Origin of the sequence: Bradyrhizobium sp. CCGUVB1N3, from assembly GCF_024199925.1 — a bacterium.
Taxonomy (GTDB): Bacteria; Pseudomonadota; Alphaproteobacteria; order Rhizobiales; family Xanthobacteraceae; genus Bradyrhizobium.
The window spans coordinates 4254071-4269540 of record NZ_JANADR010000001.1 but is presented as its reverse complement, the minus strand read 5'-3'; the positions used below and the strand labels follow the sequence as shown (position 1 = coordinate 4269540).

Below are 15470 nucleotides of genomic sequence, written 5' to 3'. Positions count from 1 at the left end.
AAACGACCTGGACCGACTGCGTCGAGTTACGGATTGCGTCCGAACGCTGCTGAACCGTGTCGTTCTCCTCGCCAACTGGCGAGAATCACTTGAGTAGGACCGTAACAATTGCCGAATTCCGATCAAGCGCGCGGAACAAACCTCTTGGTATGCGGGTTTGATGCTGTTTGTTTTTGCTGGTTGCTTCTTGATGTTTCCGAACGTAGCAGTTGATTAAGCGTCCTTACTAGATTTGCCGCGTGCCAGATCGATCCGTCGCCGACACCGTGAAATCACGGGGATTTTGTGCAGTTGCGTGCATCCGCATTTGCAGCGGATTTTGACGCCTGCATCGACACCTGAGCCTGCGAGGCGGGTGCGCCAATTTGACTCAGGTGACGCTAGACAAGCGCGGCAAACGCAAATCGTGATCGCGCTGTTGCTTTGATGCCGCACTGTAGCGCGTCCGTGCCGACGCACTACACTCGGTTGTGTCGTACCTCGCATGACGCACGGCCATTCGCGCCGGTTTCGGACAAGCTTGGCATTCTAGCTTCGCCACGGTGAGAAGAACCGAGACGGAGCATTTTGAAATGTCGTCCGATGGACAGGCTCGTCCGAATGGACCGGCAGACATGTCGGGGGCAGCAACGCAGCGACGTGACGCGCAGGATCCGAAAGGCAAGGGCCCTTCGCCGCGCGCTGCTGCCGCGCCTCAGGCTCGCTCCAAGAATGCGTCTGCTGTCGCTGCGGATGAAGCACTGGCAAAGGAAGCACTCGACGGGCTCAAGCGCATTCGCGCCAAGGCGCGGCTGGACAAGATGGCGATACCGAAGCCCGCATCGGTCGCCGTGCGGCCGGCGGTGATCGTCTCCAAGCCACCGGCGCCGCGCCCTTCCTGGGTGGCGCCGCTTGCGACGCTGGCGGTCGCGGTTGGTCTGGTGGTCAGCGCCTGCACCGGCGTCATCGCCTATCTGACCACGCAGCCGAGCCAGACCAATGCGGCGACCAGCGCCGAGATCAGGAATCTGCGCGAGACGGTCGCGCAATTGCGCCGTCAGGTTTCCGGCGTCTCGGAGAATCTCGACGGCTTGCGGACCGCCGTCGATCTCTCGAGCAAGACGACGAGCGATCGCTTCGGCCGCTTCGCCGAGAATCTCGATCGCATCGAGCGCGTCAATTCGGCCTCGACCGCAAAGCTCGAGAAGCTGGCTCAGGTGCAGACGCCTGCGCCGGCGCCCGTCGCCTCTCAGACGGCGGCTGCCGCCCAGCCCATGGCGGTCGTGGCGTCGGCAGGCCCTGGTACCGAGATCACCGGTTCGGTCCCGCCGTCGGAGCACGCGACCCTTTCGAAGAAGGTGGTCAAGGGCTGGTCGGTTCGTCAGGCCTATGAAGGCATCGCGATCCTTCAGGGGCCGAACGGTGTCGTCGAGTCCATTCTCGGACAACAGGTGCCGGGCCTCGGTCGGATCGAGGAGATCAAAAGCGACAATGGGCGCTTGCTCGTGCTGACCAGTGCCGGCGCGGTTCTGCCGGCGCGCAAATCTGCGCCCTGATCTGCGTTATTGCCTGCGCTGCTCGAAGCTCGTGCACAGGAGCTCGGTCTCAACGTCTGTGATGACAGCGCGGAACAGGCGGCAGGTGAACTCCGCAGGCGTCCCGCTCTCGGGATTGCCGCGGGTTTCCCTCAGGAACATGCAGCCTCTGCAAACGTCGGCGCGGTGCCGCTGCTGGCCGGTATCCGACTGGTCCAGCACGTGACGAAGGGCGTCGCGAAAGCTGATCTTGCGCTCCCCGTCGAGCAGCGCAATCGCATCCACCAGGGCATTGACGGGGTCGCGCATCAGAAACTTCTTGCCCTGCTGCGTCACGCTGAGCGTCACTGAGCGCTTGTCCTTGGCGGATCGCGACTTTTCCAGATATCCCTTTTGTTCGAGTTCCTGGATGATGGAGGACGCGGTGCCGCGGGTGGTGCCGACATGGCTCGCCAGCGCCGAAGGTGTCCGCGAAAATCTGTTCGCGCGGGCAAGGAAGCGCAGCGCCATCCATTCCCGATCGCGCAAGCCGTGCTTGACCTCTTCAAACAGGAAAATCCGCGCGAGCTGCCCCAAAAGCTCGATCGACTCGCGTGCCAAGTTCATGGTCATTCCAAAATCGTCATTCAAACTTCGTCTTGCCCGACTGACTTGCTGGCTCGCCAAGCCCACTCGACAAGTCAGACCGGATGTTATTGGAGCGACTCGCTGCGTGATCGGTGGGTGGCGAGGCCGCTCGTGACCAGCTCCACAGGTTGCCGCAATGTTGCTTTGCGGAACCGAGCGGAACCCGGCAGGGAACTAGGGCATCAGAACGAAAATTCGAGTAAATCGGCCGGCTAAAGTTTTCGCAAAACTTACGGCAAATGCGAGGGGCATAGGTCGTTCAGGCGCATCGCCATGTTGCGGCACGCGCCCACAAGCGTGACGCGGCCGCCCTTGGCGATCCGATCGAAGCCTATCGCGGCTCGACCACCTCGCCGTCTTCCTTCACGAAACGCCCAACGGGATCGTACAGGAGATCGATCACAGCCTCCGAGGGACGGCACAGTCGCGCGCCCTTCGGTGTCACGACGATCGGACGGTTGATGAGAATGGGGTGCGCCATCATGAAATCGAGCAACTGGTCGTCGGTCCATTTCGGGTCGTCGAGGCCAAGCTCCCGATAGGGCGTGCCTTTCTCGCGCAGGAGCGTGCGAATTGAAATACCCATCTCCGCCGCCAGCTCCTTGAGCCGTTCGCGCGACGGCGGTGTCTTGAGATATTCGATGACGACGGGCTCGACGCCGATCTGCCGGATCATCGCAAGCGTGTTGCGCGAGGTACCGCAGGCCGGGTTGTGGTAGATGGTGACGGTCATCGTGATGTCTCCGCGATTGCGACGGGGCCGCGCATCGGCGTGCGCCCGGGCAGCCAGTTCACCAGAAGCTCCGGCATTCGCGCAACAAGTCCGGCGAGGATAAAGCCCCGCAGGATCCATCGGTTCAATAGCGGGAAACGCGTTCGTTAGCGAGCGCGCGATCGCGATTTATCGCGAGCGCCGGGCCCCGCGACGTGGCCGCTAGATCGCGTTTCGTGGGCGCTGGAAGGGACCGCTTCCGGCTTCGTCCTTGCGCGAACGGTATACGGCCATGACGCCCCGGCAGGCTTTCACGTCGAGCCGATGAAAATCGAGCTTCAACCGTTCGAGCTCGCCGGCCGTGATGCGATAGTTGGGTGCCCCGAGGAACAAGAGTGCCATCGTGGTCGGCCAGCAAAAGTTCAGCGATCTGGCCAGGATCAATGCAGGTTCGCGATCCCGTTCGATCAATGCGCGTTCGACGACGTCGACAGGCAACGGGCACAGCAAAGATAGCGCGACGGCCGTCTCGTTGAACTTGAGCGAATGGGCGAACTCGAAGACCTTGTCCTCGGTCAGCTCGCCGCGCTCGTGCAGCTTCGCGACCGTTCGCTTCGCGAGGAAATAATCCTTGGAGGCCGGGCCGAACCTGGCGTGCACCGCGCCCGTGACGTCAACGACGACTCGGTGAATCTGCGGCCCGATATCGGGCCGCTCGCGCTCGAGCTTCTGGCGCACTTCTGCGGAGGCTTTGGCGATCAGCTGATGGAAGAGATGCCGGGGGATGTCCTTTCGCAGCCCGACGGATTCAGCGAGGATTGAATCTCCTTCGGAGCGCCGCACCAGGTGCAGGAAGCCCGAGTTCGAAAAGCTTGCACCGCTATTTGCCGCCACCGAGTTGACGACCTCGTTGCCGCCGCGGACCACGAGGACGTCAGTCACGGCCTCCGGAACGGTCTGGCGCTGGGAGATCGCGAGGAGATGCTGCTGGCTCTTGTTCTTGGCGCATGCGATCAAGGTTTCGGTGTCCAGGCGCTGCGATTGCCTCAGGATAGGCGATGCCACGTCGATGCAGTCGTCGGAGGCGAGTTGGCTCGTCAGCTTGTAGGGCGCATTGTTGCTGGCGGCGAGCCTTCCCGCCAGCCGCGCACGTGACGTCCTTTCGATTTCCCGGGCAAGGCGGCCGATGATCTCGCCGAACGTCCAGATCTGGTCCTCGGAATAGGTCCCCGCGATCAGGACGTCGGTCGCGTGCCACATCGCCCGCAGACAGCTCTCGGGATTTCCTCTTGCAACAGTCTCTTCCAGATCGAGTAGGAGCGATGCGGTTTCGACCATAGGTGCTACTCGCGGCTTGAAAATGTTCAAAGCAAAACAATTCAGAGAAACAGCGCCACTTGGCCATCGCAGGGTTGAACGAGCGGTAAAGCACGGGCCAGCGCCTTGGACCTGACTTAATGTCGGTGCAACGGAAATGCTCAAATTTGAGTTTGTTGCGGGAGGAGCCCGGCGAGCGCAGGCAGGGAGGATTTCGTCTTTGTAGCGTGGAGGGGGCGCTGCCTTTCGGCTTCTGAGTCAGGCCCTCGCAAGCCCCGCGCGCAAGCCGCGCCAATTGCGCACGGGTGGTTGCCGAGCGCCGAGGGGCGGCGGATGTTCGGCACCGGGGCCGTGTCGCTTGGAGGTTCGAGCCTGGGACAGAGATACCGAGATCGGAAAGAGGACCGAGTGTTGCGCTTGCCCACAGGCCGCCCGCCGAGAGGCTGACGCGCCGACGCGGCGCGCGGGAACGAGCGAATAATTTCTAGAGTTGCGTCGCTGCGCCGCTTCAGCCGCCGAGATCCAGGGCGCAGTGCATGGTGGAGGCGATGCTTCACGGGATAATTAGATGTGCATCCGCGGCGAAACTCGAATATGTACGCTTCCCGAGGCTTGGCTCCCAAATTGGAGCGGGCCTGTTCGAAGCAACACGCGCCATCGGTCCTCGGCTGGTCGCGATTCAACGACGAGTTCAACGTGAGCCGTTCCAGCAAAGCGCGCGTTGCCAGCAAGGCAACGAAACGAAAGAATTCTTCATCGCGGACTGCTATCTCTTCTTCGTCACCCTTGGGCATGGTGGCCCTTCATCTACTCGGGCAATGGAGGAAGGCTGGCCGCAAAGGCGTCGTCTTTCTTGCCGAAAACGAGAGCAGGGCCGAACGGCTGGGTGCCGTCATTCATGCCCTCGATCCTTCGTGCGATGTGCTCGTTTTTCCTAGGTTGAATACGCTGCCGTTGGATCAGTTGGAGCCATCGCACGAAATCGCGGGTAGGCGAAGCTCGGTCTTGAGGCGTCTTGCCAAGCCGGAGCAGCCGATCCTGCTCGTGTCCACTGCAGAGGCCGTAATGGAGCGCCTGCCCCTGCCGGCGAGTTGGTCTCGCCTGGTCCTCCGTCTGAAGGTCGGCGGAGCATTTTCCGAGCAAGGACTCCGGGCTCAGCTCGAGGCGCTCGGCTACGACCTCGATGAGGAGGCTGACTATCCCGGTAGCGCGCTGTTCCACGGTAAGACATTCGAGATTTTTCCCGCCGGCGCACTCGGTCCGTTCAGAGTAGAGCATTCCGGTCGGACGATATTGCGGATCGTGGCGTTCGATCCGATAGAACATGACATCGTTTTTGAAACGAAAGAGCTTCTCATCGACCCGATGTCGGAGCGGCTGGTGATCGTGAGTAAGCGCGGAAAGCGCGCGAGTCTGTTTGACTATTGTGGTGGAGCCAAGTGGATTGCGGATGCAGGGGTTTCAGCGCACGCCGATAGCTGGCTGAGCACGATCGAGGAGGCGGCCGGTCGCGCGGATAGAGAGCGCGAATATATTGGCCGGCGCGAATGGAAGCAGGCGACCGGGCGTATGAACCGGCTGTCTCAGAAGTCACCCTTCATCGCCACGCCGGATTTTTCGAAGGTTGCCTCGCCCAGGAAGGCTCTCCGCGCTTTTGTCAACGAGGCGCGGCGGTCTGGTTCTCGCCTCATGTTGCTTGCGGCGCAGGAGGAAGACCTGCGCGCCATGGAGCGGATGAGCGGCGTCAAGGCGGAGCGTTTTCCTGACTGGACCGAGGCCACGGCCGGACGCAATCGCGAAGCGGCACTTCTCGCCGACTTCGATGCAGGTTTTGTCGTCCCTGGCCGAAAGCCTCTTGTCGTCGTGACGGCCTCCGACGTGCTTGGGAGCAGGGCTCATCATCCGCTGCCCATGTCCAGAGCCTGGAACGCGCCTTTCGACCACGCGGACGTGCCGGAGCCGGGCGCAGTCGTTATTCATCTGCAGCGAGGGCTGGCTTTGCTCGACGGATTGCAGACCTTGGCAACGGGGGGCGTGTCGTCGCGTGAGATGATCAGGCTGGCATTTGCGGGAGACGACGCCGTTCTCGTTCCGCCGGCCGATCTGGCTCTAATCTGGCCCTATGCGTCGGAGCTCGGCGGGCTGGCGCTGGACAAGGCCGATGGAAGTACATGGTGGGCCCGGCGCAGCGAGGCGGAGAATGAAATTCAAACCGTCGGAAAGCAGCTCTCCAGGCACATCAGCCAGCGACGCCGCCGCCGGGCTCCGAAACTCGTCCCCCCTGGCCCTATCTATGAGCGGTTCGTCGCACGGTTTCCGTATTCTACGACGGTCGACCAAGCGAAAGCTGTTCGAGACGTTCTGGATGACCTTGCGTCGGGTCATCCCATGGACAGGGTCATTTGCGGCGATGTCGGATTCGGCAAGACCGAGGTGGCGCTGCGAGCTGCGGCCGCCGTTGTGCTGTCTGGAAAGCAGGTCGCGATCGCCGTACCCACGACCGTCTTGGCAAGACAGCATGTCGCAACATTCCGCAAGCGTTTCGCCCCATTCGGTATCGATGTAGGAAACCTGTCGCGAGCCAACTCGGCCTCGGAGACGAGAGAAGTGAGGGCGGGGCTGAATAGCGGAAAATTGAAGATCGTGGTTGGGACGCAGGCCCTCTCCTCCAAGGACGTGAGCTTCGCCAAGCTTGGTCTGGTCATTATCGATGAGGAACAGCATTTTGGGGCGGCGGAGAAGACGAAGCTTTCAGAGCTCGCCAAAGGCATCCATGCCCTTTGGATGAGCGCCACGCCGATACCGCGGACACTCGCGGGAGGTCTTGCGGGTTTCAGGGATCTCAGTGTCATTGCTTCTCCGCCAGTTCACCGGCTTCCGGTCGTCACCAAGATCGCTCCGCTTTCGGATGCGGCTATTGCCGCGGCTTTGCTGCGCGAGCAAAGGCGCCATGGGCAAAGCTTCCTTATCTGCCCGCGCATTCAGGACCTCGACCCGTTGCTGACGCGAGTACAAGCGGTAGCTCCGGATCTCCGTATCGTCTCGCTCCATGGCAAGTTGCCGATGGATGAAATCGATGACCGAATGATGAGTTTCGTTGAAGGTGCGGCGGACGTGCTGCTGGCGACCAACATCGTGGAAAGCGGCCTTGATATCCCGCGTGCAAATACGATGGTGGTCTGTTGGCCGGAAAAGTTCGGTCTTGCGCAGCTCCATCAGCTCAGAGGAAGGGTCGGACGCAGCGGGATACGCGCGTTTGCATACTTGCTGTCCGATTCGGACTCGGAACGATCCGAGAAGCGGTTGGCTGTGCTCGAGGAGTTCAACAGACCTGGCGCGGGTTTCGCAATCAGTGCGCGCGATCTCGACCTCAGAGGAGCGGGGGATTTGCTTTCGGAGCGCCAGTCGGGCCACGTGCAGGTCTTTGGACCCGTGCTCTACAGCCACCTTCTGAAAATGGCCTCGGAGAAGACCGTCGATAGAGCAGCTGACTTCTGGTTGCCCGACCTGAATGTGCCGTTAGCGGAATTGTTGCCGGCGAGCTACGTGCAATCGGAGGTGGTTCGGCTCGAAATCTATGCCCGCACGGCCAGATGCAGAAACGAGGACGAATTGGACGACCTGGAGGAGGAGACTTCCCGTCGATTCGGTAAATTGCCGCCGGCGGCCCGCGATTTCTTTTCCGTCGCAAGGCTCAGAATTGATTGCAGGCGAAGAGGGATCATAAGACTGGATGTCGGGTCGGAGGCGGTAGCTGCAACGTTCCTTCCGGGACGGCTGCGGAAGCACAAGGCGCGATCGCTGCAACGCGACGGTGATCGGGTTGTCTACCTTAACAAGGGTGCCGAGGGACCGCTTAGAAAGGTCGAGCTGTTCCTCGACGTCCTGGATGAGTGAGGACCCAAACGTTCGCTCTCATCTCGACGAGGCACCGGAGTTTGAGCCGTCAGTCCGGCAATGTTTGTTAGGGCTCAAATTGTGGCCTTGCCGGGAGCTCCTGGCGCAAAGGGGACGTTCGGCCGAACCGGATGTTGGCGCGTGCTGGACACGGGCCATGGGTCCGTCAATTGGCGATAGACACCGCTAGGCATTGCTGGCATACCAAATACCTAGTATGGCGGAATGTCCGAAATACTTCGGATTATCGCTTCGTTCGTGACCGAGATCGTTTGTGAAAGAGGGAGCATGGCGCGCAACATTCTGATCCTCGGGGCCTCCTACGGCTCCCTGCTGGGGACCAAGCTTTTGATGGCGGGTCACAACGTGACCCTGGTGTGCCGGGCAAAAACGGCCGAGCTGATCAATCGGGACGGTACCGAGGTGCGTATCAAGCTACGCGACGAGGCGGTGCATCGCGCGATCTTCTCGCGCGACCTGCCCGGCAAGCTCGACGCGGTGACGCCCAGCAATGTCGACGTCTCCCGCTATGATCTCGTCGGCCTTGCGATGCAGGAGCCGCAATACACCAATCACACCGTGCGCGTGCTCATGATCAAGATCGCGGAAGCGGGGCTCCCCTGCCTGTCGATCATGAACATGCCGCCCTTGCCCTATCTGAAGCGCATCCCGGCTCTGTCAGGCATGGATCTCGAGGAGGCCTATACCAATGCGCAGGTGTGGGAGCGCTTCAAGCCGGGGCTGGTGACGCTCTGCTCGCCGGATCCGCAAGCCTTCCGTCCGCCGGAAGAGGCGGCGAACGTGCTGCATGTCGGCTTGCCCACCAACTTCAAGGCGTCGGTGTTCGAGGACGAGAAGCACAACAAGGTGCTCCGCGAGCTCGAGGCCGATATCGACGCGGTCACGCTCGACGGCCAGGACGTTCCGGTGAAGCTCAAGGTGTTCGACTCGTTGTTCGTGCCGCTCGCGAAATGGTCGATGCTCCTCACGGGCAATTACCGCTGCATCACGCCGCACGAGCCGCAGTCGATCCGCGATGCCGTGCACACTGATCTGAAGCGCTCGCAATCGATCTACGATCACGTCGATGCGCTCGCGCGGCGTCTCGGCGCCGATCCGAAGGACCAGGTGCCGTTCGAGAAATACGCCAGGGCGGCGGAGAGCCTGCTCAAGCCGTCGTCTGCCGCCCGCGCGGTCGCGGCCGGCGCGCCGTTCATCGAGCGGGTCGATCTCCTGGTGAAGCTGATCTCGCACCAGCTCGGCGTACCCAATGCAGAGATCGACCGCACGGTCGAGACGGTCGATCAGAAGCTGAACGAGAAGATCGTGCAGGGCGGCTCCGGCGCGAGCTGACACGCAGTATCGGCCGGGGGGGCGTCGGTAACGGTATCGATCCCTCACCCTGAGGAGCGCGCGGTTGCGCGCATCTCGAAGGGCGAGGGCCACCTCCCGGGCCTTCATCCTTCGAGACGCGCGTTCCGCGCTCCTCAGGATGAGGAACAGCCACGGTTGCAACGCCGACTCCATTCCCCTTTTGGCCGCATACGGAGAAGCCGCACCCTGTTGCACCGGCAAATTTGAACTTCCATTTCATTGATTTCGCCGGCCAAGCGAGAGAAGACGGGGCCAGTGACTGTGAATTCCGTTGGAGACCAAGAATGTCGTTTCGTTCCGTTCTGATTCTTTCGACCGTGCTCGCCGCCTGGTCGGCGGCGGCTTCGGCGGAGACCATCATTGGCGTGACGCCGGGGCCGCACGCGCAGATCCTCGAGGCGGTGAAGCCGATCGCGGCGAAGAACGGGCTCGATATCCAGCTCGTCGAGTTTTCCGACTACGTCGTGCCCAACGCCGCGCTCGATGCCGGCGACATCCAGGCCAACTCGTTTCAGAATCAGCCCTATCTCGACAACCAGAAGGCCGATCGCGGCTACAAGATCGAGGCGGTGGGGCTGACCGTCAATTTCCCGATCGGGGTCTATTCGAAGAAGCACAAGAACTGGGCGGACATTCCGGATGGCGGCAAGGTCTCGATCCCGAACGATCCGACCAATGGCGGGCGCGTTCTGCTTCTGTTGCGCGACAAGGGCGTGATCAAGCTGAAAGACGGCGTTGGCTTCAAGCCGACGGTGCTCGACATCACCGACAATCCCAGGAAGCTGAAATTCATCGAGGTCGACGCAGCGCAGGCGCCGCGCGCCCTTGACGACGTCGACGCTGCGGCGATCAACACCAACTACGCGACGCAGGCCGGGCTTGATCCTGTAAAGGACCCGATCCTGCGCGAGGATCCAAAGGGGCCCTACGTCAACCTCATCGCCGTGCGAGCCGCCGACAAGGACAAGCCGTGGGTCAAGATCCTCGTCGACAGCTACCACACGCCCGAGGTCAAGGAATTCGTCCTGACCAAGTTCAAGGGCGCGGTGCTGCCGAGCTGGTGACCGGTTAGGCTGCTAGTGGAAGCTGCGGCTCGGCCCTGGCGGATCGTCGTGCGTCTGCTCGACGATCTGCGCAATCGGGCTCGACTGGTGATGGACGAGCAGCCAGGCGTTGCCGATGCGCCGGAAATGATTGGTGGCGGCAAGCGCAGTGCCGTCGACGATCTCGATGCATAGCACCCGTCCGCTGTCGCCTTCGACGATCGCATGCGGCTCCGCGCAGGCGATCTGCGGCCGGCTCGGGTTCTGCAGGATGTCACGCCAGCTCCCGATCACCGTGGCGCGGCCGATGATGCCGGGCCAGCCGGGATGGACGCAGGAGATGCCGTCGTCGTCCGCCCATAGCCGTTCCATGGCCGCGACGTCGCCGGCTGCGAAGGCGGCATAGAAGGCTGCGTTGGCGGCGATGATCGCGCTCTTGCTCATACCTCCCGGGTGGGCCAACCGCGGGCAAAAATCAAGAGCAATTTCCGTCGACTGGGCGGTGGTGTTCCGGCGGCGCGCTGGCGGAACAGCGGCTCACGGCCAGCGTTGTATCCGGCGAAGGCAACAGCATCGAGCCTCGGGAGAGGGACCCATGGGACTTGCTCAATACGCGATCGTGCCGGTGCGCGACCAATGGGGTGTGCTGCATGACGGCAACATCAACGGCGAGTACGAGACCAAGGAATCGGCCTTCGAATCGGCCGCCGCCGCAGCCTCGCTCGCGATCCGTCAGGGGCACGAGGTCCATCTGAGCGTCCCCGGGCGTGAGCCGGGCGAAGCCGCGCTCGGAGTTTGACCGCAAGATTTCAGGAGCTAGTCTGGCAGCTCTCCACCGTTCGCCGCGCGCCCTGCGCATAGAGCTTGCCGAGCGCGTCGGTCACGGCCTCGCGCAGGCGCGGGTCAGCGCCCAGCGGACCGAACACCTTGCCAATGCCAAGCAGCGCCGGAGCAAGACGCTCCGCAACCGGACCCTGCTCGCGCGCAATACTTGCGAATTCGCGCGCAAGGGGATCGCGCACGTCGATCGCGCGGCCCTGCTCGTCGCTTCCCGTGACGTATCGCATCCAGCCTGCGACCGCTAGCGCATGCGTCTGGATCGGCAGGTCCCGGCGCAATCGGTCATGGATCGTGCCAAGCAGCCGCTGTGGCAGTTTTTGCGAGCCGTCCATGGCGATCTGCCAGGTGCGGTGGTGCAGCGCCGGATTCGCAAAGCGTTTCAGCAGCGACGCCCGATAGGCGGAAAGATCGGTGCCTGCCGGCATCGTCAGCGTCACCGCAGCATCTTCCATCACCCCAGCTGCAAGCCGCGCGAAGTGCGGATCACGCATGGTGTCGGCAATGGTCTCATAGCCCGCGAGATAGCCGAGATAGGCCAGCGCCGAATGGCTGGCATTGAGCAGCCGCAGCTTCATCAGCTCGAACGGCTTGACGTCAGTGACGAGCTCGACGCCAGCGGCGGCAAGATCGGGACGGCCCGCGGAGAAACGGTCCTCGACCACCCATTGCGTGAACGGCTCGGTCATTACCGGCCATGCATCCTGCATCCCGAGCGCGGTTGAAACAGCCGCGCGATCGCCATCGGTCGTTTCCGGTACGATGCGGTCGACCATGGTGCAGGGGAAGGCGACGTGCTCGCAGATCCACTTGCCGAGATCTTTCGACCGCAGCGCGGCAAACTGCGTCACGACCCGCTGCACGGTGTGACCGTTGGCGGCGAGGTTGTCGCAACAGAGCACGGTGAAGGGCGCAAGCCCTTGCGTCTTCCTCCGCGCAAGCGCGGCGACGATGAAGCCAGGCGCCGAGCGCGGCGCGTCGAAATTGTTGAGGTCATGCACGACGTCGGGATGCCGCTCGTCGAGATCGCCGGTCTGCGGCGTGTGGCAATAACCCTTCTCGGTAACCGTGAGCGAGACGATGCGGATGGCGGGATCGGCCATCTTCGCGATCAGCCGCGCCGGGTCCTCACGCGCGACCTCGCTGCCGACGAGTGCGCTGATCACGCGATGGTCGGTGCCTTCGGCCGAGCGCACCGCGACCGTGTAGAGATGATCCTGCGGGGAAAGCGCATCGCGCGTGTCGGGACTGCGCAGGCTCGCGCCGATGATGCCCCAGGCGGGCGCGCCGGCGGCAAGGCAATCGTCGATGACGACAGCCTGATGGGCGCGATGAAAGGCTCCTAAACCGAGATGCACGACGCCGGGCGTGACGCGGGAACGGTCATAGGCCGGGCGGCGGATGCCGGACGGCAGCTGGTCGAGATTGGCGCGGCCAAGCCGCATGGTCGTCTCCCCCTTTTGCTTTTCTGCTGCTTGACATGCCGGCTTTCCTCGGTCAATGCTCTGGTCAATTGGTAAGACCAATTTTCCAAAAATTGGCGGGCCGCCGGAGATCGTCACCCCGGACGAGCCCTTTCAGGGAGGCCAGCGTGCCGCTGGAAGCTGTGGAGGCGAGACGGCTTTATCGCCAGGTCGCCGATCAATTGCGGGCTCTGATCGACAGCGGCGAGTACGCCGTTGGAAGCCGGCTGCCGACCGAGCGCGAGCTCGCCGAGCAGCTCAAGGTCTCGCGGCCGACGGTGCGCGAAGCTCTGATCGCGCTCGAGGTCGAAGGCCGCGTCCGCATCCGCGTCGGTTCCGGCATTTACGTCATCGAGCCCGCTAATCCCGCAACGTCCGTTCCCGCAACCCTGATCGAAGGCCCGTTCGAGCTGCTCCGCGCGCGCGAATTCTTCGAAGGCGCCATCGCCGAGCAGGCCGCGCGCGTGGCGACGAAGGACGATCTCGCGCGCATCGACGCCTCCCTGATCGCGATGGAGAACGTCGAGCACCCCGGCGAAGCCTCGATGGTCCACGATCGCGCCTTCCACGTCGCGATCGCCGGCTGTCTCGGCAACGCCGTTCTGGTGCGCGTGGTCGGCGAACTCTTCGACCAGCGCCTCAATCCCTACTTCTCGCAGCTCGCGCACTACTTCGAAAGCCCGCGCACCTGGCGGGCCGCGCTCGATGAGCACCGCGTCGTGCGCGACGCCATTGCGGCGCGCGATCCCGAGGCTGCCCGTGAGGCGATGCGCGATCATCTGGCGCGCTCGCAGGAGCGCTTTGCACGAAATTTCGGAACCGAGGCCGGCGCGGTACCGGCGCCCGCCCGCACCCGGGCGGCGCGATCGGCCGCGCGTCCGTCAAAACCAAAACGACCGCCAAAAAAGCAGGCCGCGGGCAGCGGCACGCGGCGGCGATGACTATGGGCGGCCCGGACCATCGGACCGGGCAAACAAGAAGCAGACTTAGACAATGGAGGAAAAATCAGTGTTCAGGAAGATGACGATGGTGCTCGCGGCCTCAGTCGCAGCAATGCTGGCTGCCACCAATGCCGGCATGGCGCAAACCAAGCTCAAATGGGCCCATGTCTACGAGACCTCGGAGCCGTTCCATACGGCCTCCGTCTGGGCCGCGCAGGAGATCGGAAAGCGCACCAACGGCCGCTACCAGATCGACGTCTATCCGGCCTCCCAGCTCGGCAAGGAGACGGACCTCAACCAGGGCCTCTCGCTCGGCTCGGTCGACATCATCATCTCCGGCTCGAGCTTCGCCGCCAAGAGCTTTCCGCCGATCGGCGTGACCTATTATCCCTACACTTTCCGCGATGCCGATCATCTCCTGGCCTATACCAAGAGCGATATCTTCAAGGAGCTCGCCAAGGGCTATGAGGACAAGAGCGGCCATCACATCATCGCGGTGACCTATTACGGCGTGCGCCAGACCTCGTCGAACAAGCCGATCAAGGCCTGCGCCGACCTGAAGGGCCTCAAGATGCGCGTCCCCGACGTGCCGGCCTATCTCGCGATGCCGCGGGCCTGCGGCGCCAATACCGCCCCGATTGCGTTCGCCGAGGTCTATCTCGCGCTCCAGAACGGCACCGTCGAGGCGCAGGAGAATCCGCTGACCACGATCGAGGCCAAGAAGTTCTACGAGGTGCAGAAGCACATCGTGTTGACCGGCCACATCGTCGACCATCTCAACACCGTGGTGTCCGGCGGGCTCTGGAAAAAGCTGAGCGACGAAGACAAGAAGATATTCACCGACGTCGCCCAGGAAGCGGCCACGAAGGCGACCGAGGAGATCAAGCAGAGCGAAGCCAAGCTGATCGGCTTCTTCAAGGAGAAGGGCCTGACGGTGGCCGAGGTCGACAAGAACGAGTTCCGCGACACCGTGATGAAGAACGTCTCCTTCGAGAGCTTTGGCTATCGCAAGGCCGACTGGGAACGCATCCAGGCGGTGAAGTGACGAGATGCAGTCGTTCCGGGATGGTGCGTCAGCACCAGACCCGGAACCTCGATATTCCGGGTTCGATGCTGACGCATCGCCCCGGAATGACGTTCAGTTCCTCCGGGGAGTAAACACATGTCCACCGCCGAATTGCACCGGCAGATCACCGCGGACGAGATCGCCCACACTTTCGAGGAAGAGGCGACGCCGAAGGTCGATCTCGGTCACTACGCCTTCGAGGACTGGCTGGCGCTCGCGATCTTCTGGGTGATGGCGCTCTGCGTCTTCCTTCAGTTCTTCACGCGCTACGTGCTCAACGACAGCTACGCCTGGACTGAGGAAATCGCGACCTACTGCCTGATCGGCGTGGTCTTCATCGGCTCGTCCATGTGCGTGCGGCTGTCGCGGCACATCCAGGTCGATCTCGTCTACCGCTATCTGCCGCACCTGGCGGCGCGCGCGCTGTCGACCGTGATCGACCTGATCCGCATCGTGTTCTTCGGCTACGCCATCCGCCTGGTCTGGATCTACATCCAGGTCATCGGCGACGAGCCGATGACGACAATCAATTTCCCCAAGAACTACGTCTACTATCTCGCGCTGCTCGGCTTCGTGGTGATGTTCGGCCGGTCGGTGCAGGTGGCGGTAGAGAACTGGCGGCAGGGCTATTCGATCCTCGAACGTCCCGGTGCCTACGACGGAACGGAAGGGTGATGCC

At 62.6% G+C, this 15470-nt stretch carries 13 protein-coding genes; 8 read left to right on the top strand and 5 right to left on the bottom strand.

The features are described from left to right. Window positions 1–572: 572 nt before the first annotated feature. On the top strand, window positions 573–1535 hold the full coding sequence (locus NLM33_RS20320) for a hypothetical protein (RefSeq protein WP_254098016.1): 963 nt from the start codon (window positions 573–575) through the stop codon (window positions 1533–1535). A gap of 6 nt (window positions 1536–1541) precedes the next feature. On the opposite strand, the gene NLM33_RS20315 is transcribed toward NLM33_RS20320, so the two are convergent. From NLM33_RS20315 to NLM33_RS20305, 3 genes are all read right to left on the bottom strand, one after another. Next, window positions 1542–2120: a MarR family winged helix-turn-helix transcriptional regulator gene (locus NLM33_RS20315; protein WP_254105844.1), complete on the bottom strand. Its 579-nt coding sequence runs from the start codon at window positions 2118–2120 to the stop codon at window positions 1542–1544. 352 nt (window positions 2121–2472) lie between these two features. Then, window positions 2473–2874, bottom strand: coding sequence for an arsenate reductase (glutaredoxin) (gene arsC / locus NLM33_RS20310; RefSeq protein ID WP_254098014.1), 402 nt, complete (start codon window positions 2872–2874; stop codon window positions 2473–2475). 201 nt (window positions 2875–3075) lie between these two features. Then, window positions 3076–4191 carry a DUF2336 domain-containing protein gene (locus NLM33_RS20305; RefSeq protein ID WP_254098012.1) on the bottom strand — a complete coding sequence of 372 codons (1116 nt, stop codon included), beginning with the start codon at window positions 4189–4191 and terminating at the stop codon, window positions 3076–3078. A gap of 771 nt (window positions 4192–4962) precedes the next feature. Here NLM33_RS20305 and NLM33_RS20300 point away from each other — a divergent pair. The 3 genes from NLM33_RS20300 (at window position 4963) to NLM33_RS20290 (ending at window position 10505) form a co-directional block, all read left to right on the top strand. Then, complete coding sequence (locus tag NLM33_RS20300; RefSeq protein ID WP_254105843.1) at window positions 4963–8067, top strand: DEAD/DEAH box helicase; 3105 nt, start codon at window positions 4963–4965, stop codon at window positions 8065–8067. Window positions 8068–8355: 288 nt separating this feature from the next. Further along, a complete protein-coding gene (locus NLM33_RS20295) occupies window positions 8356–9420 on the top strand; it encodes a ketopantoate reductase family protein (protein WP_254098010.1) in 1065 nt (354 codons plus the stop codon). 305 nt (window positions 9421–9725) lie between these two features. Then, window positions 9726–10505: a MetQ/NlpA family ABC transporter substrate-binding protein gene (locus tag NLM33_RS20290; RefSeq protein ID WP_254098008.1), complete on the top strand. Its 780-nt coding sequence runs from the start codon at window positions 9726–9728 to the stop codon at window positions 10503–10505. 12 nt (window positions 10506–10517) lie between these two features. On the opposite strand, the gene NLM33_RS20285 is transcribed toward NLM33_RS20290, so the two are convergent. Beyond that, window positions 10518–10928 (bottom strand): nuclear transport factor 2 family protein, encoded by a 411-nt coding sequence (locus NLM33_RS20285; protein ID WP_254098006.1) that lies wholly within the window; start codon window positions 10926–10928, stop codon window positions 10518–10520. A gap of 151 nt (window positions 10929–11079) precedes the next feature. On the opposite strand from NLM33_RS20285, the gene NLM33_RS20280 reads away from it, so the two are divergent. Continuing rightward, window positions 11080–11283 (top strand): hypothetical protein, encoded by a 204-nt coding sequence (locus NLM33_RS20280; RefSeq protein ID WP_027524742.1) that lies wholly within the window; start codon window positions 11080–11082, stop codon window positions 11281–11283. 10 nt (window positions 11284–11293) lie between these two features. Here the strand turns inward: NLM33_RS20280 and NLM33_RS20275 are convergent, their stop codons facing one another. Continuing rightward, complete coding sequence (locus NLM33_RS20275; protein ID WP_254098004.1) at window positions 11294–12766, bottom strand: mannitol dehydrogenase family protein; 1473 nt, start codon at window positions 12764–12766, stop codon at window positions 11294–11296. A 146-nt stretch (window positions 12767–12912) separates the two neighbouring features. On the opposite strand from NLM33_RS20275, the gene NLM33_RS20270 reads away from it, so the two are divergent. The 3 genes from NLM33_RS20270 to NLM33_RS20260 all read left to right on the top strand — a co-directional run bounded on the left by NLM33_RS20270 (window position 12913) and on the right by NLM33_RS20260 (window position 15466). Beyond that, window positions 12913–13725: a FadR/GntR family transcriptional regulator gene (locus NLM33_RS20270; protein WP_254098002.1), complete on the top strand. Its 813-nt coding sequence runs from the start codon at window positions 12913–12915 to the stop codon at window positions 13723–13725. An 85-nt stretch (window positions 13726–13810) separates the two neighbouring features. Then, complete coding sequence (locus NLM33_RS20265; protein ID WP_371930127.1) at window positions 13811–14770, top strand: sialic acid TRAP transporter substrate-binding protein SiaP; 960 nt, start codon at window positions 13811–13813, stop codon at window positions 14768–14770. A 117-nt stretch (window positions 14771–14887) separates the two neighbouring features. After that, window positions 14888–15466: a TRAP transporter small permease gene (locus NLM33_RS20260; protein WP_254097998.1), complete on the top strand. Its 579-nt coding sequence runs from the start codon at window positions 14888–14890 to the stop codon at window positions 15464–15466. Window positions 15467–15470: the final 4 nt, after the last annotated feature.